Annotated in this window: 20 protein-coding genes and 1 pseudogene; 11 read left to right on the forward strand and 10 right to left on the reverse strand. The window is 73.8% G+C overall.

The window, feature by feature from the left end; translation table 11 throughout:
- The first annotated feature begins 10 nt into the window (after positions 1–10).
- The 3 genes from ACFY61_RS28940 (at position 11) to ACFY61_RS28950 (ending at position 2,812) form a co-directional block, all read left to right on the forward strand.
- The gene (locus tag ACFY61_RS28940) at positions 11–1,471 is read left to right on the forward strand and encodes a DUF2252 domain-containing protein (protein WP_389476739.1); all 1,461 of its coding nucleotides are present in this window, start codon (positions 11–13) and stop codon (positions 1,469–1,471) included.
- Positions 1,472–1,554: 83 nt separating this feature from the next.
- Entirely contained in the window at positions 1,555–2,397 is an 843-nt protein-coding gene (locus ACFY61_RS28945) for a hypothetical protein (protein ID WP_389476741.1), read from the forward strand.
- Between the two features lie 67 nt (positions 2,398–2,464).
- Positions 2,465–2,812 (forward strand): rhodanese-like domain-containing protein, encoded by a 348-nt coding sequence (locus tag ACFY61_RS28950; RefSeq protein ID WP_389476743.1) that lies wholly within the window; start codon positions 2,465–2,467, stop codon positions 2,810–2,812.
- A gap of 120 nt (positions 2,813–2,932) precedes the next feature.
- On the opposite strand, the gene ACFY61_RS28955 is transcribed toward ACFY61_RS28950, so the two are convergent.
- The 6 genes from ACFY61_RS28955 to paaA all read right to left on the reverse strand — a co-directional run bounded on the left by ACFY61_RS28955 (position 2,933) and on the right by paaA (position 7,829).
- The gene (locus ACFY61_RS28955) at positions 2,933–4,075 is read right to left on the reverse strand and encodes an acyl-CoA dehydrogenase family protein (protein ID WP_389476745.1); all 1,143 of its coding nucleotides are present in this window, start codon (positions 4,073–4,075) and stop codon (positions 2,933–2,935) included.
- Positions 4,076–4,238: 163 nt separating this feature from the next.
- Positions 4,239–5,342: a 2Fe-2S iron-sulfur cluster-binding protein gene (locus ACFY61_RS28960; RefSeq protein ID WP_389476747.1), complete on the reverse strand. Its 1,104-nt coding sequence runs from the start codon at positions 5,340–5,342 to the stop codon at positions 4,239–4,241.
- Positions 5,343–5,837: a 1,2-phenylacetyl-CoA epoxidase subunit PaaD gene (gene paaD, locus ACFY61_RS28965; RefSeq protein WP_389476749.1), complete on the reverse strand. Its 495-nt coding sequence runs from the start codon at positions 5,835–5,837 to the stop codon at positions 5,343–5,345.
- A complete protein-coding gene (gene paaC / locus ACFY61_RS28970; RefSeq protein WP_389476751.1) occupies positions 5,831–6,550 on the reverse strand; it encodes a 1,2-phenylacetyl-CoA epoxidase subunit PaaC in 720 nt (239 codons plus the stop codon). The genes paaD and paaC overlap by 7 nt, the downstream gene beginning before the upstream one ends.
- Entirely contained in the window at positions 6,547–6,831 is a 285-nt protein-coding gene (gene paaB, locus ACFY61_RS28975; RefSeq protein WP_125813338.1) for a 1,2-phenylacetyl-CoA epoxidase subunit PaaB, read from the reverse strand. Before paaB ends, paaC begins: the two co-directional genes overlap by 4 nt.
- Positions 6,828–7,829 carry a 1,2-phenylacetyl-CoA epoxidase subunit PaaA gene (paaA, locus tag ACFY61_RS28980; protein WP_389476754.1) on the reverse strand — a complete coding sequence of 334 codons (1,002 nt, stop codon included), beginning with the start codon at positions 7,827–7,829 and terminating at the stop codon, positions 6,828–6,830. Before paaA ends, paaB begins: the two co-directional genes overlap by 4 nt.
- Positions 7,830–7,992: 163 nt before the next feature.
- Here paaA and ACFY61_RS28985 point away from each other — a divergent pair, with 163 nt between their 5' ends.
- From ACFY61_RS28985 to ACFY61_RS28995, 3 genes are read left to right on the forward strand one after another with little or no spacing between them, the layout of a single operon-like run.
- Positions 7,993–8,628 (forward strand): DUF5819 family protein, encoded by a 636-nt coding sequence (locus ACFY61_RS28985; protein WP_389476756.1) that lies wholly within the window; start codon positions 7,993–7,995, stop codon positions 8,626–8,628.
- Positions 8,616–9,797: an HTTM domain-containing protein gene (locus ACFY61_RS28990; protein ID WP_389476758.1), complete on the forward strand. Its 1,182-nt coding sequence runs from the start codon at positions 8,616–8,618 to the stop codon at positions 9,795–9,797. Before ACFY61_RS28985 ends, ACFY61_RS28990 begins: the two co-directional genes overlap by 13 nt.
- A gap of 10 nt (positions 9,798–9,807) precedes the next feature.
- Complete coding sequence (locus tag ACFY61_RS28995) at positions 9,808–10,575, forward strand: TrmH family RNA methyltransferase (RefSeq protein ID WP_389476760.1); 768 nt, start codon at positions 9,808–9,810, stop codon at positions 10,573–10,575.
- Between the two features lie 47 nt (positions 10,576–10,622).
- Here ACFY61_RS28995 and paaN read toward each other — a convergent pair whose 3' ends face one another.
- On the reverse strand, positions 10,623–12,308 hold the full coding sequence (gene paaN, locus ACFY61_RS29000; protein ID WP_389476762.1) for a phenylacetic acid degradation protein PaaN: 1,686 nt from the start codon (positions 12,306–12,308) through the stop codon (positions 10,623–10,625).
- Between the two features lie 124 nt (positions 12,309–12,432).
- Between paaN and ACFY61_RS29005 the strand changes: the two genes are divergently transcribed.
- Both ACFY61_RS29005 and ACFY61_RS29010 read left to right on the forward strand, forming a co-directional pair.
- Entirely contained in the window at positions 12,433–13,953 is a 1,521-nt protein-coding gene (locus ACFY61_RS29005; protein WP_389476764.1) for a 3-hydroxyacyl-CoA dehydrogenase, read from the forward strand.
- Positions 13,950–14,558, forward strand: coding sequence for a TetR/AcrR family transcriptional regulator (locus ACFY61_RS29010; RefSeq protein ID WP_389476766.1), 609 nt, complete (start codon positions 13,950–13,952; stop codon positions 14,556–14,558). The genes ACFY61_RS29005 and ACFY61_RS29010 overlap by 4 nt, the downstream gene beginning before the upstream one ends.
- 38 nt (positions 14,559–14,596) lie before the next feature.
- On the opposite strand, the gene ACFY61_RS29015 is transcribed toward ACFY61_RS29010, so the two are convergent.
- A complete protein-coding gene (locus ACFY61_RS29015) occupies positions 14,597–15,175 on the reverse strand; it encodes an Lrp/AsnC family transcriptional regulator (RefSeq protein ID WP_389476768.1) in 579 nt (192 codons plus the stop codon).
- Between the two features lie 182 nt (positions 15,176–15,357).
- On the opposite strand from ACFY61_RS29015, the gene pdhA reads away from it, so the two are divergent.
- From pdhA to ACFY61_RS29030, 3 genes are read left to right on the forward strand one after another with little or no spacing between them, the layout of a single operon-like run.
- Entirely contained in the window at positions 15,358–16,518 is a 1,161-nt protein-coding gene (pdhA, locus tag ACFY61_RS29020) for a pyruvate dehydrogenase (acetyl-transferring) E1 component subunit alpha (protein WP_389476770.1), read from the forward strand.
- On the forward strand, positions 16,515–17,513 hold the full coding sequence (locus ACFY61_RS29025; protein WP_389476772.1) for an alpha-ketoacid dehydrogenase subunit beta: 999 nt from the start codon (positions 16,515–16,517) through the stop codon (positions 17,511–17,513). Before pdhA ends, ACFY61_RS29025 begins: the two co-directional genes overlap by 4 nt.
- Complete coding sequence (locus ACFY61_RS29030; protein WP_389476774.1) at positions 17,513–18,916, forward strand: dihydrolipoamide acetyltransferase family protein; 1,404 nt, start codon at positions 17,513–17,515, stop codon at positions 18,914–18,916. Before ACFY61_RS29025 ends, ACFY61_RS29030 begins: the two co-directional genes overlap by 1 nt.
- 4 nt (positions 18,917–18,920) lie before the next feature.
- Here ACFY61_RS29030 and ACFY61_RS29035 read toward each other — a convergent pair whose 3' ends face one another.
- Positions 18,921–19,331 (reverse strand): DUF2752 domain-containing protein, encoded by a 411-nt coding sequence (locus ACFY61_RS29035; protein ID WP_389476776.1) that lies wholly within the window; start codon positions 19,329–19,331, stop codon positions 18,921–18,923.
- A gap of 2 nt (positions 19,332–19,333) precedes the next feature.
- Positions 19,334–19,585 (reverse strand): annotated as a pseudogene (locus tag ACFY61_RS29040) (TM2 domain-containing protein); the annotation flags it as partial.
- Between the last annotated feature and the right edge of the window lie 142 nt (positions 19,586–19,727).

Raw genomic sequence — 19,727 nt, forward strand, 5'->3', positions numbered from 1 at the left:
GGGCGCGCGGATGGGCGTGGCAGGGGCGGTACCGGCGCAGCGGGCGGCGATGACGGAACGGATTCCGGCGGTGGCGGGCTTCGCGCCGCTCGGCGAGGCGGCCGGGGCCTCGCCGAAGAAGGTGGGCAAGGCGCTGCGGCAGCGCGTCCCGCGGGCGGCGCACGCCGCCTTCGAGGTCTCCGCGGACCGGCCCGACGCGCTGCGGGCGGTGGAGGAGTCCAACCAGGGCCGGGTGGCGGCGCTCACCCCGATACGGGTGGGGCGGATGGCCGCCAGTCCGTTCGCGTTCCTGCGCGGGGCGGCCGGACTGATGGCGCACGACCTGGCGGGCACTCCGGTGACCGGGGTGGGCGCCCAGATCTGCGGGGACGCGCACGCCGCCAACTTCGGCCTCTACGGGGACGCCCGGGGCGGCCTGGTGATCGACCTCAACGACTTCGACGAGACCGTGTTCGGGCCGTGGGAGTGGGACGTCAAGCGGCTGGCGACCTCGCTGGTGCTGGCCGGGCGGGTGGCGGGGGCCGACGAGGACACCTGCCGTGCGGCGGCGCGGGACGCGGTGGGCGCGTACCGGCGGACCATGCGGCTGCTGGCGAACCTGCCCGCGCTGGACGCGTGGAACGCGATCGCCGACGAGGAGCTGGTCTCGCACACCGACGCCCGCGACCTGCTCGGCACGCTGGAGCGGGTGTCGCAGAAGGCCCGGAACAACACGAGCGCGCGGTTCGCGGCCCGGTCCACCGAGGCGGTGACGGACGCGGACGGCGGCCGTCCGGGCGGCGGGGTGACCGGCCGGCGCTTCGTCGACGCGCTGCCGGTGCTGCGGCGGGTCGGCGACGCGGAGGCGGCCGCGGTCGCGTCCTCGCTGGGCGAGTACCTCGGCACCCTGCCGGGCGACCGGCTCCCGCTGCTGGCCCGGTACGCCATCCACGACGTGGCCTTCCGCGTGGTCGGGACCGGCAGCGTCGGGACCCGCTCGTACGTGGTGCTGCTGCTGGACCACCGGGGCGAGCCGCTGGTGCTCCAGGTCAAGGAGGCGCGGCCGTCGGTACTGCTGCCGCACCTGCCGGAGGGGTTCTCGCGCGAGGCGGCCGGGCACGAGGGGCAGCGGGTGGTGGACGGGCAGAAGCGGATGCAGGTGGTCTCGGACATGCTGCTGGGCTGGACCACCGTGCAGGGGCGGCCGTTCCAGGTGCGGCAGTTCCGCAACCGCAAGGGCAGCGTGGACCCGGCCGCGCTGGCGCCGGACCAGATCGACGACTACGGGCGGATGACCGGCGCGCTGCTGGCCCGGGCGCACGCGCACAGCGCGGACCCGCGGCTGCTGGCGGCGTACTGCGGCAAGAACGAGGAGCTGGACGAGGCCGTGGCCGCGTTCTCGGTGGCCTACGCGGACCGGACCGAGGCCGACCACGCGGACCTGGTGGCGGCGGTCCGCTCCGGCCGCGTGGCCGCCGAGCTGGGCGTCTAGCCGGGCGGGCGGCGGGTGGAGCCGGGCGGGCGGCGCGTGGAGCGGGCGGGCCGGGGGTTGTGCGCGGGTCGTAGGGTGGTCGGGTGACTGAGCAGACTGCCGGGGAGCCCACGGCCCCCACCGACCCGTCCGCAGGGGCGCAGGCCGACGAGGGCACCGCGCGGCTGGAGCGGGCCGTGCGCGCGGCCGAGCAGGCGCTGATCGAGTTCGAGATCGCGGTGGAGACGTTCCGGGTCGAGGTGGAGAACTTCTCCCGGCTGCACCACCAGAAGCTCGGCCCCATGTACACCCGGCTCGACGAGCTGGACGCGCTGATCGCCGAGGCCCGGGCGGCCGGTACCGGCGACCCGGAGGACCTCCGCAAGGCGCGCGAGGCGCGGTCGCTGGTCATGCCGATGCCGGGGGTGGAGGAGCTGTTCCACGACTGGCTGGGCCCCGACGGCCCCGAGGACGACGCCACGGCGATGCTCAACGACCGTTCGGTCCGGCCGCCGGAGCGGGTGCGGCCCACCGAGGAGGCGCGCCGGCTCTACCGCGACCTGGTCCGGCAGGCGCACCCCGACCTGGCGCAGGACGAGGCCGAGCGGGCCCGCCGCGACGGTTTCCTGGCCAAGGTGAACGCGGCCTACGCGCGGGGCGACGAGGGGCTGCTGGCCGAGCTGGCCGCGCAGTGGGCGGACGGTCCGGAACCGGACGCCGTCGGGCCGACGCCCAGCGAGGAGCTGTACGCCCGGCTGGAGTGGCTGGCCCGGCGCAAGGAGCTGCTGTCCGTGGTGGCCCGCGAGCTGGAGGACAGCGCGATCGGGTCGATGCTGCGGATGGCCCCGGACGACCCCGACCGGCTGCTGGAGGAGATCGCCGAGCAGCTGCTGGCACAGGTCGCCGAGCGCGAGTCGGAACTCGACGGTCTGACTGCCGCCGGATGAGCCGCGGCCGGTACCGTGACAATGCGGTCGTGCCGGCCGCACCCGTGACGAGAGAAGGCGACACCCCATGAACTTCGGCCCGGTTCCCACCGTCGGCATCGACGCGCTGGCCGAGGACAGCTTCATCCTCGACGTCCGCGAGCCCGAGGAGTGGGAGGCCGGCCACGCCCGGGGCGCCCTGCACATCCCGATGAGCGAGTTCGTCGCCCGGTTCGGGGAGCTGACCGAGGCCATCGCCGGGGACGACCGGCGGGTCTTCGTGATGTGCCGGGTCGGCGGGCGTTCCGCGCAGGTCACCCAGTACCTGGTGCAGCAGGGCATCGACGCGGTGAACGTGGACGGCGGCATGATGCGCTGGGAGGCCGCCGGCCGTGCCGTGGTGACCGACGCGGGCGCCGCCGGCACGGTCGTCTGACCTGAGGCGGTACGGTGCCGCCCCAGCGGCGGTACGGTGCCGGCCCTGCGGCGGCCCTGCGGCGGTCCAGCGGCGGCCCTGTGGCGCGTCGGCGGGTTCCGGCGCCGGGTCCTGCGGGGTTCAGCCGAGGGGGTGCGCGGCCAGGAGGTCGCCCAGGGCCTCCTCGTGGGCGGCGGCCGGGCCCAGGGAGAGCTCCAGCTGCTTGGCCCAGGCGTGGTAGCGGTGCAGCGGGTAGTCGGTGTCGGCGCCGAAGCCGCCGTGCAGGTGCTGGGCGGTCTGGACGACCCGGCGCACTCCTTCCGAGGCCCAGATCTTGGCCACCGCCACGTCCCCGGAGGCGGGCAGCGGCCCGCCCGCCCCGTCCGTCGCCGCGTCCAGCCGCCAGGCGGCCTGCCAGAGGGTGACCTCCATGGCCCGCAGGTCGATGTAGCGGTCGGCGGCCTGCACCGCCACCGCCTGGAACGTGGCCACCGGATGCCCGAACTGCTCGCGCTTGGAGGTGTACCGGCCGGTCATGCCGAGGACCGCCTCGCCGAGGCCGAGGGCCAGCGCGCAGGTCCCGGTGGCGAGCAGCTGCCGCAGCCGCTCCCAGGCTCCGGGCGCGTCGATCAGCTGGGCGGCGGGAACCCGCACCCCGGTGAGGGTGAGCTCGGCGAGCCGCTCGCCGCTGGTGGAGTACTGGTCGGCGAGGGCCAGCCCGCCCGTCCCGCGGGGCAGCAGGGCGAGCACCGCGTCACCCTCGCCGGTGTGGGCGGGTACGGCGATCCAGTCGGCCGACTGCGCCCACGGCACGGCGGTCTGCACGCCGTCCAGCACCCAGCCGGAGCCGTTCCGGGAGGCGGTGACGCCCAGCTCCGCCGGGTCGTGGCCGGTGCGGCCGTGTGCGGCGGCGGTCAGGACGAGGTCACCACGGCCGGCGGCGGGCAGCAGCTCGGCGGCGAGCTCCGGGCTGCCGTGGGCCTGCACGGCCATGGCGGTGGCGCAGTGCTCCAGCAGCGGCACCCTGGCCAGTACCTTCGCCGATTCGCGCAGCACGAGGCAGAGCGCGATCGCGTCCAGGCCGGCCCCGCCGTGCCGCTCGGCCAGGACCAGGCCCAGCAGGTCGGACCCGGCCAGCCGCCGCCACAGCGGGCGGTCGAACTCCTCGGCCACCGCGCCGGGGGTGAGCGCGGGGCTGGGGACGCCGTCGGGCGCTACGTCCGCGAAGACCGCCTTCGCCGCCTCCACGGCCGCCTGCTGTTCCTCGGTGAAGGTGAAGTCCACTGCCTGTCCTTCCTGTCCTTCGGACCCGCCGTAGTCTGACGGCTCGTCAAGATAGAACAGGTTCCTGTAATTGGACAGGGGCGGCACCGAGGACACCGCCGGCACCACCGGGCCCCGGGCGGGGGCAGGGGCGGCGCTGCGGTCAGCGGTGAGCGGTCAGCGATCAGCGGTCGAAGTCGATCTCCACTTCCTCGCTGACCGCGTGGGACTGGCACGCCAGGACGAAGCCGGCCTCGGTCTCCTCCTCCTCCAGGGCGAAGTTGCGGTCCATCCGGACCTCCCCCCGCACCAGGAACGCCCGGCAGGTGCCGCACACCCCGCCCTTGCAGGCGTACGGGGCGTCGGCGCGGTTCCGCAGCACGGCGTCCAGCAGGGACTCCCCGTCCTGCACCGGCCAGCTGCCGGAGCGGCCGTCGAGGCGGGCGGTGACCCGGCTGTGCGAGGCGGAGACGGACCCGGTGGCGGGCGCGGCCGTGGCGGGGGTGCCGTCCACGTGGAAGATCTCCTCGTGGATCCGCCCGCGGTCCACACCCAGCTCCCGCAGCGCCCGCTCGGCGCCCTGCACCAGACCGAACGGTCCGCACAGGAACCAGCCGGCGACCGCGTCCACCGGAAGCAGGGCCGGCAGCAGGGCGGTGAGCCGCTCCCGGTCCAGCCGGCCGGACGGCAGCCCGGCCTCCTGCTCCTCCCGGGACAGCACGGTGACCAGCTGGAACCGCTCCGGGTAGCGGTCCTTCAGGTCGGCGACCTCGTCCAGGAACATCGTCGAGGCGGCGGTGCGGTCGCTGCGTATCAGGCAGAACCGGGTGTCCGGGCGGGCCCCGAGCACGCTGGCGACGATCGACAGCAGCGGGGTGACGCCACTGCCGCCGACGACCGCCGCGTAGTGCGCCCCGGCCGGGGCGGCCGCCGGGTCCAGGACGAACCGGCCGGCCGGCACCATGACGTCCAGCTCGTCGCCGGCGGCGATCTCCTTGTGCGCGTAGGTGGAGAACTCGCCGCCCTCGACCAGCCGAACTCCCACCCGGAGCCGGGCCGGCCCGGGGCCGTCCGGGGCGGGGGCGGGGGTGCAGATCGAATAGGTGCGGCGGACCTCCGTGCCCTCCGGGCCGCTGCGCCGCAGGGTGAGGTGCTGGCCGGGGGCGTGCCGGTACACCTCGCGGAGCTCGGCGGGGACGCTCAAGGTCAGCGCGACCGAGTCATCGGTGAGCCGGTCGACCGCCGCCACCGTCAGCCGGTGGAACGCGCCGTGGCGGGCTGCGGCCATCTACAGCTCCTTGAAGTGGTCGAAGGGCTCGCGGCAGGAGACGCAGCGCCGCAGTGCCTTGCAGGCGGTGGAGGAGAACCGGCTGAGCAGCTCGGTGTCGGTGGACCCGCAGTGCGGGCAGCGCACCGAGAGGGTCACCGGCACCGGGCCGTCGGCGGCGTGCGGCCGGGGCGGGGCGATCCCGAACTCGGCGAGCTTGCGGCGGCCTTCGGCGCTGATGTCATCGGTGGACCAGGCGGGGGCCAGCACCGTGCGCACCGACACCTCGGCTATGCCGTGGTTGTGCAGGACCCGCTCGATGTCGGCGGACATGGCCTCGATGGCCGGGCAGCCGGTGTAGGTGGGGGTCAGGGCCACCTCGACCGCACCGTCGGGCCCCATCGTCACCCCGCGCACGACGCCCAGCTCGGCCAGGGTCAGCACGGGCAGCTCCGGGTCGGGCACGGAGCCGGCCAGCGCGGCGAGTTCCTCTTCGAGGCGGGTGGTGGTCACCATGACGCCCCCGGGTGACTGCGGTGCAGGTGCTGCATCTCGGCGAGCATCCGCCCGAACGGCTCGGTGTGCAGGCCCTGCCGGCCGGCCCCGGCGGCCCAGGCCCCGGTGCGCGGACCCTCGGGCAGGGTGAGGGTGGCCCGCCGCACGGTCTCGCCGACCGCCGCCAGCCAGGCCGACTCCAGCACCGCCCGGTCGACGTCCAGCCCGTCCACCGGCTGGAACATCTCGCCGGTGAACTTCCACAGGGAGTCCAGCGCCCGCTGCATGCGGCTGCGGCTCTCCTCCGTGCCGTCGCCCAGCCGGAGGGTCCACTGGACGGCGTGGTCCCGGTGGTACTCCGTCTCCTTGACCGCCTTCGCGGCGAGCGGGGCGAAGGGGCCCTCACCGGCGGCGAGTTCCGTGTACAGCAGGTGCTGGTGGACGGAGAAGTACAGCTGGCGGGCGATGGTGTGGGCGAAGTCGCCGTTGGGCTGCTCGACGAGCTGGAGGTTGCGGAACTCCCGCTCCTCGCGCAGGAACGCCAGCTCGTCCTCGTCGCCCGCCATGGAGAGCAGGATCCGGGCCTGGCCCAGCAGGTCGAGGGCGATGTTGGCGAGCGCGACCTCCTCCTCGAGGACCGGGGCGTGGCCGGCCCATTCGCCGAGGCGGTGGGAGAGGATCAGCGCGTCGTCGCCGAGGGCGAGCGCGGCCGCCGTGGGAAGGGTGGTGGTCACAGGTGCCGCACCCCTTCGGGGATCTCGTAGAACGTGGGGTGCCGGTAGGGCTTGTCGGCGGAGGGGGCGAAGAACGGGTCCCGCTCGTCCGGCGAGGACGCGGTGATCTCGGTGGAGGGCACCACCCAGATGGAGACGCCCTCGTTCCGCCGGGTGTACAGGTCGCGGGCGTTGCGCAGGGCCATCTCCGCGTCGGGGGCGTGGAGGCTTCCGGCGTGGGTGTGCGAGAGGCCGCGCCGCGACCGCACGAACACCTCCCACAGCGGCCAGTTCTGCGTCATGCCCGTCCCTCCTCGTGCGTGCCCGGCGCGGGTTGCGTACCGGTCCGGTTGCTCGTGTGCTTCTCCGCGTAGGCCGCGGCGGCCTCGCGGACCCAGGCGCCTTCCTCGTGGGCCCGGCGGCGCTGGCCGATCCGCTGCTCGTTGCAGGGGCCGTTGCCCTTGAGGACGTCCCAGAACTCGGCCCAGTCGATGGCGCCGAAGTCGTAGTGCCCGCGCTCCTCGTTCCACTTCAGGTCCGGGTCGGGCAGGGTCAGGCCGAGGGCCTCGGCCTGCGGGACGGCTATGTCCACGAACCGCTGGCGCAGTTCGTCGTTGGAGTGGCGCTTGATCCGCCAGGCCATGGACTGCGCCGAGTGCGCCGACTCGTCGTCCGGCGGGCCGAACATCATCAGCGAGGGCCACCACCAGCGGTTCACCGCGTCCTGCGCCATGGCGTGCTGGGACTCGGTGCCCTGGGAGAGGGCGAGCAGCAGCTCGTACCCCTGGCGCTGGTGGAAGGACTCCTCCTTGCAGATCCTGACCATCGCGCGGGCGTAGGGGCCGTAGGAGCAGCGGCACAGCGGCACCTGGTTGGTGATCGCCGCGCCGTCCACCAGCCAGCCGATGGCGCCCACGTCGGCCCAGGTGAGGGTCGGGTAGTTGAAGATCGAGGAGTACTTCTGGCGGCCGCTGTGGAGCTTGTCGAGCAGCTCGTCGCGGCTGGTGCCCAGGGTCTCCGCGGCGCTGTAGAGGTACAGGCCGTGGCCCGCCTCGTCCTGCACCTTGGCCATCAGGATCGCCTTGCGGCGCAGCGAGGGCGCGCGTGTGATCCAGTTGGCCTCCGGCTGCATGCCGATGATCTCGGAGTGCGCGTGCTGGGCCATCTGGCGGACGAGCGAGGCGCGGTACTCCTCCGGCATCCAGTCCCGGGGCTCGACGCGCTCGTCGGCCGCCACCGCGGCCTCGAAGGCTGCCGCGAGGTCCCTGTCCTGCCCCGTTTCCGGGGTCACTGCCACCATTCCGGCCCCCTGCCAGCGTGTGGTCAAGATCCGTATCCGCCCGACCGACCGATCGTTCGGTTCATCCTCTTCAATGGTGAGACGGCGGCCCGTAGGGTGTCAACCTCTTGTGGATGACCGCTGTGGACGACGGCGGTGGACGACGGGTGTGGACGGGGGCGGGATGGACACCGGTACGGACGGCAATACCGGCGCCGGCATCCTCGGGCTGCCCACCCCCTACCGGGTGGCCGCGGCCGTCGCCCTCGTCGCCGTCACGCTCGGCGCCGCGGTCCACCTGGGCCTGGTGTTCCTGCACGTCGCCCCGGAGAACACGCTGAGCAAGCGGCATGCCGCCACCGTGGACCGGTGGGTCTATCCCGAGTTCGAACAGAACTGGAAGCTGTTCGCGCCCAACCCGCTCCAGCAGAACATCGCGGTCGAGGTACGGGCCCAGGTCCGCACGGCCGACGGGCAACGCCTCACCACCGGCTGGCGCGACCTGTCGGCCGAGGACGCCCGGGCGATCCGGGGGAACCCCTTCCCCAGCCACGTGCAGCAGAACGAGCTCCGCCGGGCCTGGGACTTCTTCACCGGCTCCCACGACGACGAGAACCGCCCCAACGGCGAACGGGGCGCCCTCTCCGAGGCCTACCTCCAGCGGATCGCCCTGCGCCGGCTCCAGCCCGACTTCCCCGGCGGCGAGGTCCTGCGCATCCAGCTGCGCTCGGCCACCACCGCCGTTCCGGCGCCGGCCTGGAGCGGCGAGGAGACCGACCGCCAGACCTACTACCGGGAGCTTCCGTGGTGGACCGTCTGATCCCGGCGGTCCGCCAGGGCCTGGCCCGGGTCACCGGCGCGGCCCTCGGCCCTTACCAGAGCGCCGCCGTCAGGATCGGCTTCGCCGCCACCTGGCTGGTCTTCCTGCTGCGCGAGTTCCCCCACCGGCGCGAGCTCTACGGTCCGGACAGCCCCTGGGGGTTCGACCTCGCCGAGCGGCTGATCGCGACGAACCGCGCCTTCACCGTGCTGCTGTGGTCCGACTCGGCGGTCTGGTTCGAAGCCGTCTACGCGGTGGCGGTCCTCTCCAGCGTGCTGCTGCTGCTCGGCTGGCGCACCCGCGCCTCCTCCGCACTGTTCATGGTCGGCGTGCTGTCCCTGCAGAACCGCAGCGTGTTCATGGGTGACGGCGGCGACAACGTGGTCCACCTGATGGCCGTCTACCTGGTGCTGACCCGCTGCGCCCAGGTCTGGTCGCTCGACGCCCGGCGCACCGCCCGCCGCGGGCCGGCCGCCGGGGCCGCCGGCCCGGCGCTGTGGACGGTGCTGGGCCTGGCCCTCGCCTTCGCGGCCGTCACCGACCGGCTGAGCTGGTCCTGGCTGGGCTTCCTGGGCTGGGTGTGGCTGGCGCAGGGCGTGTGGTGGGCGGCCGAGCGGTACCGGCCCCGCTCCGAGGGCCGCGCCCTGCTCGACGTACTGGGCAACATCGTCCACAACGGCGCCCTGCTGGTGATCATGGCGGAGGTCTGCCTGATCTACGCGACGGCCGGCTGGTACAAGGTCCAGGGCTCCCGCTGGCAGGACGGCACGGCCCTGTACTACCCGCTCGGCCTCGACTACTTCGCCCCCTGGCCCGCGCTCTCGGCGTGGATCGCGGGCAGCGGCACGCTGGTGATGCTGCTCTCGTACGGGACGGTGGCGGTGCAGGTCGCCTTCCCGTTCACGCTGTTCAACCGGAGGATCAAGAACGCCCTGCTCGCCGTGATGGTCCTGGAGCACCTGGGGATCGCGGTGCTCCTGGGGCTGCCGGTGTTCTCGCTGGCCATGATCGCGGCCGACGCGGTCTTCCTGCCCACGGCCTTCCTGGTGTGGCTGGGCACCCGGCTCCGGATCCCGCGCCGCCGTGCCGCCCCGGCCGACGAGGACCCCGCCCCGGCTGCCCCGGCCGCCGCCGAACCGGAGCCCGCGCAGGTACCCGGCGGCGCATAGGCTCGCCCGCATGAGCGATGAGGCGGAGCAGGCGGCGGAGACGGCACGGGCGTGGCGGGAGGCCGCGGCGGCCGACGGGACGGTGCTGCTGGACGGTTTCCACGCGCTCAAGCACGCCCTCAGGTTCGGCGCCGAGGTGCGGCTGGCCGTCGCCGAGGACCCCGACGCCGTCCTGGCGCTCGCCGCGGAGCTGGCCCCCGACGTGGCCGGTGCCGTACGGGCGCTGCTGCGCCGTGCGCCGCTCGGCGGGCTGGTGACGCGGGTGCACCCCACCCGGGTCGCGGCCTTGGCCGTACGTCCCGATCCCGCCGCCGCGCGGTCCGCGCTGCACCGGATGCCGCGCCGCGCGCCGGTGGTGCTGCTCGACGACCCGCGGAACCTCGGCAACGTCGGCGCCGTCGTACGCCTCGCCGCGGGCTTCGGCGCCACCGGGGTCGTCACCCGGGGCGACCTCGACCCCTGGCACCCCAACGTGGTCCGGGCCGGGGCGGGGCTGCACTACGCCACCGCCGTCGACCGGGTCACGCTGGAGAGCCTGCCGCCGGGGCCCCTGTACGCGCTGGATCCGGAGGGGGAGGACATCCGCGCCCTCACGCTCCCCGACGACGCGGTGCTCGCCTTCGGATCCGAGCGGCAGGGTCTGTCGGCTGAGCTGCGTGAGCGCGCCGACCGGCTCGTCTCCCTGCCGATGCGCCGCCAGGTGTCCAGCTACAACCTGGCCACCAGCGTGGCCATGACCCTCTTCCACTGGGGCGGGCCTCCCGCCGAGGACGCGTAGGCCGAGCCCTCCGCCGCCCCGGGCGCCGGGGCGGCGGGCAGGGCCTGTCAGGCCTGGCGGCGGACCTCCACCACGCGGAAACGGTTGGCGACGAAGGCGCCGTCGCACAGGGCCGCGTTGGCCGCCGGGTTCCCGCCGGAGCCGTGGAAGTCGGAGAAGGCCGCGGTCTGGTTGACGTACACCCCGCCGGTCAGGTTGAGCGAGAGCTGCGCGGACTCCTCCAGGCAGACCTCCTCGATCGCCCGCTCGGTGTCCGCCGAGGTGGTGTACGCGCCGACCGTCATGGCGCCCTTCTCGCGGACCGTCCGGCGGAGCAGGTCCAGCGCGTCCGCGGTGGAGTCCACCGCGACCGCGAACGAGACCGGGCCGAAGCACTCGGACAGGTAGGGCGCCGAGTCGTCCGGCTTGGCCGCGTCCAGCTTGACCATCACCGGGGTGCGGACCACCGCGTCGGGGAACTCGGGGTTGGCCACCGCGCGGGAGGCCAGCGCGACCTCGCCGAGACCGGCCGCGGCCTCCAGCCGGCTCTTGACGTCCGGGTTGACCAGGGCGCCCAGCAGGGCGTTGGCGCGGGCGTCGTCGCCGAGCAGGCCCTCCACCGCGGCGGCGAGGTCGCTGACGACCTGCTCGTAGCTCTTGTGCCCGGCGTCGGTGGCGATGCCCTCGCGCGGGATCAGCAGGTTCTGGGGGGTGGTGCACATCTGGCCGCTGTAGAGCGACAGCGAGAAGGCCAGGTTGGAGAGCATCCCCTTGTAGTCGTCGGTGGAGTCCACCACGACCGTGTTGACGCCCGCCTTCTCGGTGTACACCTGGGCCTGGCGGGCGTTGGTCTCCAGCCAGTCGCCGAACGCGGTGGACCCGGTGTAGTCGATCAGCTTGATCTCGGGGCGGACGGCCAGGGTCTTGGCGATGCCCTCGTCCGGCCGCTCGGCGGCCAGCGCGACCAGGTTGGGGTCGAAGCCGGCCTCCGCCAGCACCTCGCGCGCCACCTTGACGGTCAGCGCCAGCGGCAGCACGGCCCGCGGGTGCGGCTTCACCAGGACCGCGTTGCCCGTGGCCAGGGAGGCGAACAGGCCGGGGTAGCCGTTCCAGGTGGGGAAGGTGTTGCAGCCGATGACCAGGGCGATGCCGCGCGGCACCGCGGTGAAGGTCTTGCCCAGGTTCAGCGGGTCCCTCTTGCCCTGCGGCTTGGACCAGGCCGCGGTGCCGGGCACCCGGGTCTGCTCCTCGTAGGCGTAGGCCACCGCCTCGAGGCCGCGGTCCTGCGCGTGGGGTCCGCCGGCCTGGAACGCCATCATGAAGGCCTGCCCGCTGGTGTGCATCACCGCGTGGGCGAACTCGTGCGTCCGGGCGCCGATCCGGGACAGGATCTCGATGCAGACCAGGGCCCTGGCCTCCGGGCCGGCGTCGCGCCAGGCCGGCATGCCCGCCTTCATGGCGGGCAGCAGGACGTCCGGGTCGACGTGCGGGTACTCCACGCCCAGCTCCGGACCGTACGGGGACACCTCGCCGCCGGCCCAGCCGTCGGTACCGGGCTGGTCGAGGTCGAATCGGGTGTGCCGGACGTCCTCGAAGGCCTTGAGGCCGTCGGCCGGGGCGGTCTCGCCGTAGGCCTTCGGGTGCTCGGGGTGCGGGGACCAGTAGGCGCGGCTGCGGATGGCGTCCAGGGCCGCGTCGAGCGTGGGGCGGTGCTTGTCGGAAAGCTGGGCGGCGGACAGGTCGGCGGCGGCCATCAAGACCAACTCCTCGTTGAGCCGGGCGTAGCGGAGCAGACTGGAGTTAGAGTAACCGAACGATCGGTCGGGACAAGAGGGCCTGCGTCCTGCTGTGGACAACCCATGCGAGAGGATCGGGGACATGACAGCTATCGAGCGCGCCCGCACCGTGGCGGTCGTCGGAGCCGGGACGATGGGGCAGGGCATCGCCCAGGTCGCTCTCCTCGCAGGTCACCCCGTACTGATCCACGACGTGGACGAGGAGCGCGCGCGGGCCGGCCGGGACGCCGTCCGCGACCGCCTGGCGCGGCTGGTCGCCAAGGGGAAGCTCGACCGGGCCGAGGCCGACGCCGCGAACGGCCGGATCGAGTCGGTCCACGAACTCCCCGCCCTGGCCGGTGCCGCCCTCGTCATCGAGGCGGTGGTCGAGGACCCCGCCGTCAAGCGCGAGCTGTTCCGGTCCGTCGAAGCGGTGGTCGCCCCCGACGCGCTGCTTGCCACGAACACGTCCTCCCTCTCGGTCACCGAGCTCGCCGCCGGGCTGGAGCACCCCGGCCGCTTCCTCGGCCTGCACTTCTTCAACCCGGCGCCGCTGCTCCCCCTGGTCGAGGTGGTCAGTGGCTTCGCCACCGACCCCGGGGCCGCCGAGCGCGCCCACCTGACCATGACCGCCTGGGGGAAGACCCCCGTCCGGTGCGCCGACACCCCCGGGTTCATCGTCAACCGGATCGCCCGCCCCTTCTACGCCGAGGCCTTCGCCGTCCACGAGGAGCAGGGCGCCGACCCCGCGACCATCGACGCCGTGCTCCGCGAGAGCGGCGGCTTCCGGATGGGCCCGTTCGAGCTGACCGACCTCATCGGCCAGGACGTCAACGAGGCCGTCACCCGGTCCGTGTGGGAGTCCTTCTTCCGCAGCCCCAAGTTCCAGCCCTCGCTCGCGCAGCGCCGCCTGGTGCAGTCGGGCCGGCTGGGCCGCAAGTCCGGGCAGGGCTGGTTCCCGTACGGGCCGGACGCCAAGGCTCCGGTCCCGCAGACCGCCGCCCCCGAGGAGGCCCCGGCCGCCGTCACCGTCGTCGGCGACCTCGGACCCGCGGCCGGCCTGGTCGAGCTCATGGCCACCGCCGGCATCCAGGTCACCGAGGTCGAGTCCGGCGGCCCGTACATCCAGCTGCCCGGCGAGGGCCAGCTGGTGCTCGCCGACGGCAAGACCGCGATCGAGTTCGCCGACGTCGTCTACTTCGACCTGGCCCTCGACTACCGGAGCGCCACCCGGATCGCGCTCTCCGTCTGCGAGGACACCTCCGAGCGGACCCTCGCCGAGGCGGTCGGCCTGTTCCAGCAGCTCGGCAAGAAGGTCAGCGTCATCGGAGACGTCCCCGGCATGATCGTCGCCCGGACCGTCGCCATGCTGATCGACCTGACCGCCGACGCGGTCGCCCGCGGCACCGCCACCACCGAGGACGTCGACACCGCGATGAAACTCGGCGTCAACTACCCCCTCGGCCCCGGCGAATGGCACGAGCGCCTCGGCCGGGACTGGGCCTACGACCTGCTGCACAACCTCGACGAGCGGGTGCCCGGCGGCCGCTACGCCCCCTCGCTGGCCCTCTACCGGCTCGGCTACCGCGCGGACGCCGACGACGCCGAAGGCGGTGCGGAATGACCACTCCCCGCCGGGACACCTACACCCCGGAGACGCTGCTCGGCGTGGCCGTCCGGGTCTTCAACGAGCGCGGGTACGACGGCACCTCCATGGAGCACCTCTCCAAGGCGGCCGGGATCTCCAAGTCCTCCATCTACCACCACGTGACGGGCAAGGAGGAACTGCTGCGCCGGGCCGTCAGCCGCGCCCTCGACGGGCTCTTCGCGATCCTCGACGAACCCGGTGCCGGCCGCGGCCGGCCCATGGAGCAGGTCGAGTACGTCACCCGCCGCACCGTGGAGGTGCTGCTCGCCGAGCTGCCGTACGTCACCCTGCTCCTGCGGGTGCGCGGCAACACGCGCACCGAGCGGTGGGCCCTGGAGCGGCGCCGCGAGTTCGACCACCGCGTGGCGGACCTGCTCAAGGCGGCCGCCGCGGACGGCGACCTGCGGGCCGACGTGGAGATACGCCTGGCCACCCGGCTGCTGTTCGGCATGGTCAACTCGCTGGTCGAGTGGTACCGGCCGCACCCCGGCTCGGAGGCGCGGGAGACGGACGCGCTGGCCGACGCGGTGGTGCGGATGGCCTTCGACGGGCTGCGCGCGGCCCCGCCGGCGACCTCGTAGCGCCCTTCCGGCGGCCACCCGTCCGGCCGCCGGACGGGTCAGTCCTCGGCGAGCGGCGGGGCGGTGGCGGAGGGATCCAGCAGATCCGTTTCCTCGAACACCAGCAGGGTGCGGGTGGACAGCACCTCCGGAATGGCCTGGAGACGGGTCAGCACCAGCTCGCGCAGGGTCCGGTTGTCCGGTGTGTGCACCAGCAGCAGCACGTCGAAATCGCCGCTGACCAGCGCGATGTGCGCCGCCCCGGGCAGCTCCCGGAGCTTCTCCCGGACCGTCCGCCAGGAGTTCTGGACGATCTTCAGGGTGATGTAGGCGGAGGCGCCCTGACCTGCCCGCTCGTGGTTGACCCGGGCGGTGAACCCGCGGATCACCCCGTCGTCGATCAGCCGGTTGATGCGGGCGTAGGCGTTCGCCCGGGACACGTGGACCTGCTCGGCGACCGACCGTATCGACGCCCTGCCGTCCGACTGGAGCAGCCGCAGGATCGACCGGTCGATCGGGTCCAGCGGACGCGGCGGGACGGGCGGGACGGGCGCGGCGGCAGGGGCCGGCGCGGCCTGCGGGGCGCGCTGCTCGGCGCTCGCCTCCCCGCCCTGTGCGGCCATTTGTTCATCCGGCATCGCCCGCCGCCTCCCTCTCCTGGACGTCCTGCGTCCATACCAGGGCCCCGGCGCCCGTTTGTCCACAGCCTGGCGGCGCCTGTAGCCAAAATGTGCGGACGACCGAACAATCGGTAGGTGAGGCGCCTCACACGGAAGGCGCCCCCTGACCGCCCGCTTCCCACGAGGAGGTGTACGCCGCCATGACGGTCCAAGAGCTGCCCGGGTCCGGCGCGTCGTCGTCCTACCGGCCCACCCCGCCGCCCGCCTGGCGTCCCCGCACCGACGCCGCACCGCTGCTCCCGGACCCCGAGCCGTACCGCGTGCTGGGCACCCCGGCGGCGGAGAAGCTCGACCCCGAGCTGATGCGCCGCTGCTACGCCGAACTGGTGCGCGGCCGTCGCTACAACGCGCAGGCCACCGCGCTGACCCGGCAGGGCCGGCTCGCCGTGTACCCCTCCACGGTCGGTCAGGAGGCCTGCGAGATCGCGGCCGCCATGGTCCTCGAAGAGCAGGACTGGCTCTTCCCCAGCTACCGGGACACCCTGGCGGCCGTCGCCCGCGGTCTGGACCCGGTGCAGGCCCTGACCCTGCTCCGCGGTGACTGGCACACCGGCTACGACCCCCGCGAGTACCGCATAGCCCCGCTGTGCACCCCGCTCGCCACCCAGCTGCCGCACGCGGTGGGGCTGGCCCACGCGGCGCGGCTGCGCGGTGACGACGTGGTCGCGCTGGCGATGATCGGCGACGGCGGCACCAGCGAGGGCGACTTCCACGAGGCGCTGAACTTCGCGGCCGTGTGGCAGGCCCCGGTGGTCTTCCTGGTGCAGAACAACGGCTTCGCGATCTCCGTCCCGCTGGCCAAGCAGACCGCCGCGCCCACCCTGGCCCACAAGGCGGTCGGGTACGGCATGCCCGGCCGGCTGGTCGACGGCAACGACGTGGCCGCGGTGCACGAGGTGCTGGCCGAGGCGGTGCACCGGGCCCGTACGGGCGGCGGTCCGACCCTGGTCGAGGCGGTGACGTACCGGATGGAGGCGCACACCAACGCCGACGACGCCACCCGCTACCGGGTGGACGACGAGGTGGAGGCGTGGAGGGCGCACGACCCGGTGGAGCTGCTGGAGCGCGAGCTGACCGCACGGGGCATCCTCGACCAGGACGGCGTACAGGCGGCCAAGGACGCCGCGGAGACCATGGCGGCGGCCCTGCGCGAGCGGATGAACGCGGATCCGGTGCTGAACCCGATGGACCTGTTCGAGCACGTCTTCGCCGAGCAGACCGGCCGGCTGCGGGAGCAGGCGGCGATGCTCCGCGCGGAACTCGACGCGGAGGCGGACACGGAAGCGGAGGCCGGGGCATGAGCACGGTTGCGGTGAAGCCGGCGACGATGGCACAGGCCCTGACCCGGGCGATGCGTGACGCGATGGCCGAGGACCCGACGGTCCACGTGATGGGCGAGGACGTCGGCACCCTCGGCGGGGTCTTCCGGATCACGGACGGCCTGGCGAAGGAGTTCGGCGAGGACCGGTGCACGGACACCCCGCTCGCCGAGGCGGGCATCCTGGGCACCGCGGTGGGCATGGCCATGTACGGCCTGCGGCCGGTCGTGGAGATGCAGTTCGACGCGTTCGCCTACCCGGCCTTCGAGCAGCTGATCTCGCACGTGGCCCGCATGCGGAACCGGACGCGGGGCGCGATGCCGCTGCCGATCACCATCCGGGTTCCGTACGGCGGCGGGATCGGCGGCGTCGAGCACCACAGCGACTCCTCCGAGGCGTACTACGTGGCGACGCCGGGCCTGACGGTGGTCACCCCGGCCACCGTGGAGGACGCCTACGGGCTGCTGCGGGCCTCGATCGCCTCGGACGACCCTGTGGTGTTCCTGGAGCCCAAGCGGCTGTACTGGTCGAAGGCGGAGTGGTCGCCCGAGGCGCCCGCGGCCGTCCCGGGCATCGGCAAGGCGCTGGTCCGCCGGACGGGCAGCAGCGCCACCCTGATCACCTACGGGCCCTCGCTGCCGGTCTGCCTGGAGGCGGCCGAGGCGGCGCGCGCCGAGGGCTGGGAGCTGGAGGTCGTCGACCTGCGCTCGCTGGTCCCCTTCGACGAGGAGACGGTGGTCGAGTCGGTCCGCCGCACCGGCCGCGCGGTGGTGGTCCACGAGGCCGGCGGCTTCGGCGGGCCCGGCGCGGAGATAGCCGCCCGGGTGACCGAGCGCTGCTTCCACCACCTGGAGGCACCGGTGCTGCGGGTCACTGGCTTCGACATCCCGTATCCGCCGCCGATGCTGGAGAAGCACCACCTGCCCGGCGTGGACCGGATCCTGGACACCGTGGCCCGGCTGCAGTGGGAGAACTGATGCCCAAGGTGATGGAGTTCAAGCTCCCCGACCTCGGTGAGGGACTGACCGAGGCGGAGATCGTCCGCTGGCTGGTCGCGGTCGGTGACGTGGTCGTGGTGGACCAGCCGGTGGTCGAGGTGGAGACCGCCAAGGCGATGGTCGAGGTGCCCTGCCCGTACGGCGGCGTGGTCACGGCCCGGTTCGGCGAGGAGGGCACCGAGCTTCCGGTGGGAGCCCCGCTGATCACCGTGGCGGTGGGCGCGTCGGCGGCCGGGGAGGTCGCGGGGGAGGGATCCGCAGGCGGTGCGGCCGCTGCGGAGTCCGGTTCGGGCAACGTGCTGGTCGGATACGGCACGGACCACTCCCGCCCGGCCCGGCGGCGCCGGATTCGTCCGGCGGGCCAGGGGCCGGCCGAGCGCGCCGTGCAGGCGGCGCCGTCCGGCGTGCCGGCGGCCGTGCCGGCGGCCGTGCCTGCGGCGGCGCCCGCCCCCGCCCCCGCCCCCGCGGCCGCCGCGGCCGCGGCCGTCGCGCCGGCGCCCGTGGTTCCGGCGGGGCCGGTGCCGGTCATCTCCCCGCTGGTGCGCAAGCTCGCCCGGGACAACGGGCTGGACCTGCGTGCCCTGCGCGGCTCCGGTCCGGACGGCCTGATCATGCGTGCCGACGTGGAGGCCGCCCTGCGCGCCCCCGCGCCCGCGGCGGTGCCGGTGGCGGCTCCGGTCGCCGGGGCGGCCGTCGGGGAGCGGATCCCGCTCAAGGGCCTGCGCGGCGCGGTGGCGGAGAAGCTCTCGCGGAGCCGGCGGGAGATCCCCGACGCCACCTGCTGGGTGGACGCCGACGCTACCGAGCTGATGGCCGCGCGGGCCGCGATGAACGCGGTCGGCGGGCCGAAGATCTCGGTCCTGGCCCTGTTGGCCCGTATCTGCACGGCCGCGCTCGCCCGGTACCCGGAGCTGAACTCCACGGTGGACCTGGCGGCCAACGAGATAGTCCGGCTGCCCTCGGTGCACCTGGGGTTCGCGGCGCAGACCGAACGCGGTCTGGTGGTCCCGGTGGTCCGCGAGGCGCAGTCGATGAACCCCGAAGCGCTGTCCGCCGAGTTCGCCCGGCTCACCGAGGTGGCCCGGTCCGGGAAGCTGGCCCCGGCCGACCTGACCGGCGGGACCTTCACCCTCAACAACTACGGGGTGTTCGGGGTGGACGGCTCGACGCCGATCATCAACCACCCCGAGGCGGCCATGCTGGGCGTCGGCCGGATCGTCCCCAAGCCGTGGGTGCACCAGGGCGAACTGGCCGTCCGTCAGGTGGTGCAGCTGTCCCTGACCTTCGACCACCGTGTCTGCGACGGCGGCACGGCCGGCGGCTTCCTCCGCTTCGTGGCGGACTGCGTGGAGAACCCCGCGGTGCTGCTGCGCAGCCTGTAGCCGTTCAGAGGAGGTTGCGCAGTACGGTCCACAGGGCCGCCACGGTCAGGACGGCCGTGACGCCCCTCGGTCCGAGGGGCAGGCGGTAACGCCTGCCCCGCAGGGTGCTGACCGTGAGCCAGCGGCCGTAGCCGACCGCGGCCACCGGGAGTACCCCCAGCAGCATCAGGTTGGCCCGGGCTGCCGCGGCGAGGTCGCCGTGCAGCAGGCTGTAGGCCATGCGGGTGCCGCCGCAGGCCGGACAGAGCAGGCCGGTGGCCCAGTGCCAGGGGCATCGGGGGAGCAGCCGGCCGGGGTCGTAGGGGCTGTGCCCGTACACGTACGCGGCGCCGGCCAGGGCGGCCGCGCCGAGAACGACCGGCAGGGCCCGTACCGTCCACGGTACGGGCCCTGGGGTGTGTGGTGTCGAGCTCACACTCAGCCGCGCAGGACGCGGCCCTGGGAGTCGGTGGTGTTGGAGCTGACGAGCAGCATGATGCCGTCGATCAGCGCCCAGAAGCCGAGGCCACCGCAGGTCAGCAGCTGGCCGATGGCCATGCCGGTGTGGCCGGTGTAGAAGCGGCCCACGCCGAAGCAGCCGAGGAACAGCTGCAGGATGCCGGCGACGATCTTGGACTTCTCGGAGTACGGAACGCCGGTGGGGGCGTAGCCGTAGGGCGCGTTGGGGTCAAACTGCGGCGGCATCGGCATCGACATGAAGGGGATTGCCTTATCTCAAGGGTGAAGACTGCTCAGGAAGTGCGCGCATATGGTCGCACTTACGCTCACCTTATAGCGACTGGATTAGGGGGAGGAGTGGGCCGAGGTCACA

It is taken from the genome of Streptomyces sp. NPDC012888, assembly GCF_042900645.1.
Lineage (GTDB): Bacteria > Actinomycetota > Actinomycetes > Streptomycetales > Streptomycetaceae > Streptomyces.

What these genes read in the sequence shown, in the direction of transcription:
- ACFY61_RS28940 (WP_389476739.1), top strand. Translation starts at nt 11, where the DNA reads ATGGGCGTGGCAGGGGCGGTACCGGCGCAGCGGGCGGCGATGACGGAA.
- ACFY61_RS28950 (WP_389476743.1), top strand. Translation starts at nt 2,465, where the DNA reads ATGAACTTCGGCCCGGTTCCCACCGTCGGCATCGACGCGCTGGCCGAG.
- ACFY61_RS28960 (WP_389476747.1), bottom strand. Translation starts at nt 5,342, where the DNA reads ATGGCCGCAGCCCGCCACGGCGCGTTCCACCGGCTGACGGTGGCGGCG.
- paaD (WP_389476749.1), bottom strand. Translation starts at nt 5,837, where the DNA reads ATGGTGACCACCACCCGCCTCGAAGAGGAACTCGCCGCGCTGGCCGGC.
- paaB (WP_125813338.1), bottom strand. Translation starts at nt 6,831, where the DNA reads ATGACGCAGAACTGGCCGCTGTGGGAGGTGTTCGTGCGGTCGCGGCGC.
- paaA (WP_389476754.1), bottom strand. Translation starts at nt 7,829, where the DNA reads ATGGTGGCAGTGACCCCGGAAACGGGGCAGGACAGGGACCTCGCGGCA.
- ACFY61_RS28985 (WP_389476756.1), top strand. Translation starts at nt 7,993, where the DNA reads ATGGACACCGGTACGGACGGCAATACCGGCGCCGGCATCCTCGGGCTG.
- ACFY61_RS28995 (WP_389476760.1), top strand. Translation starts at nt 9,808, where the DNA reads ATGAGCGATGAGGCGGAGCAGGCGGCGGAGACGGCACGGGCGTGGCGG.
- paaN (WP_389476762.1), bottom strand. Translation starts at nt 12,308, where the DNA reads ATGGCCGCCGCCGACCTGTCCGCCGCCCAGCTTTCCGACAAGCACCGC.
- ACFY61_RS29005 (WP_389476764.1), top strand. Translation starts at nt 12,433, where the DNA reads ATGACAGCTATCGAGCGCGCCCGCACCGTGGCGGTCGTCGGAGCCGGG.
- ACFY61_RS29010 (WP_389476766.1), top strand. Translation starts at nt 13,950, where the DNA reads ATGACCACTCCCCGCCGGGACACCTACACCCCGGAGACGCTGCTCGGC.
- ACFY61_RS29015 (WP_389476768.1), bottom strand. Translation starts at nt 15,175, where the DNA reads ATGCCGGATGAACAAATGGCCGCACAGGGCGGGGAGGCGAGCGCCGAG.
- pdhA (WP_389476770.1), top strand. Translation starts at nt 15,358, where the DNA reads ATGACGGTCCAAGAGCTGCCCGGGTCCGGCGCGTCGTCGTCCTACCGG.
- ACFY61_RS29025 (WP_389476772.1), top strand. Translation starts at nt 16,515, where the DNA reads ATGAGCACGGTTGCGGTGAAGCCGGCGACGATGGCACAGGCCCTGACC.
- ACFY61_RS29030 (WP_389476774.1), top strand. Translation starts at nt 17,513, where the DNA reads ATGCCCAAGGTGATGGAGTTCAAGCTCCCCGACCTCGGTGAGGGACTG.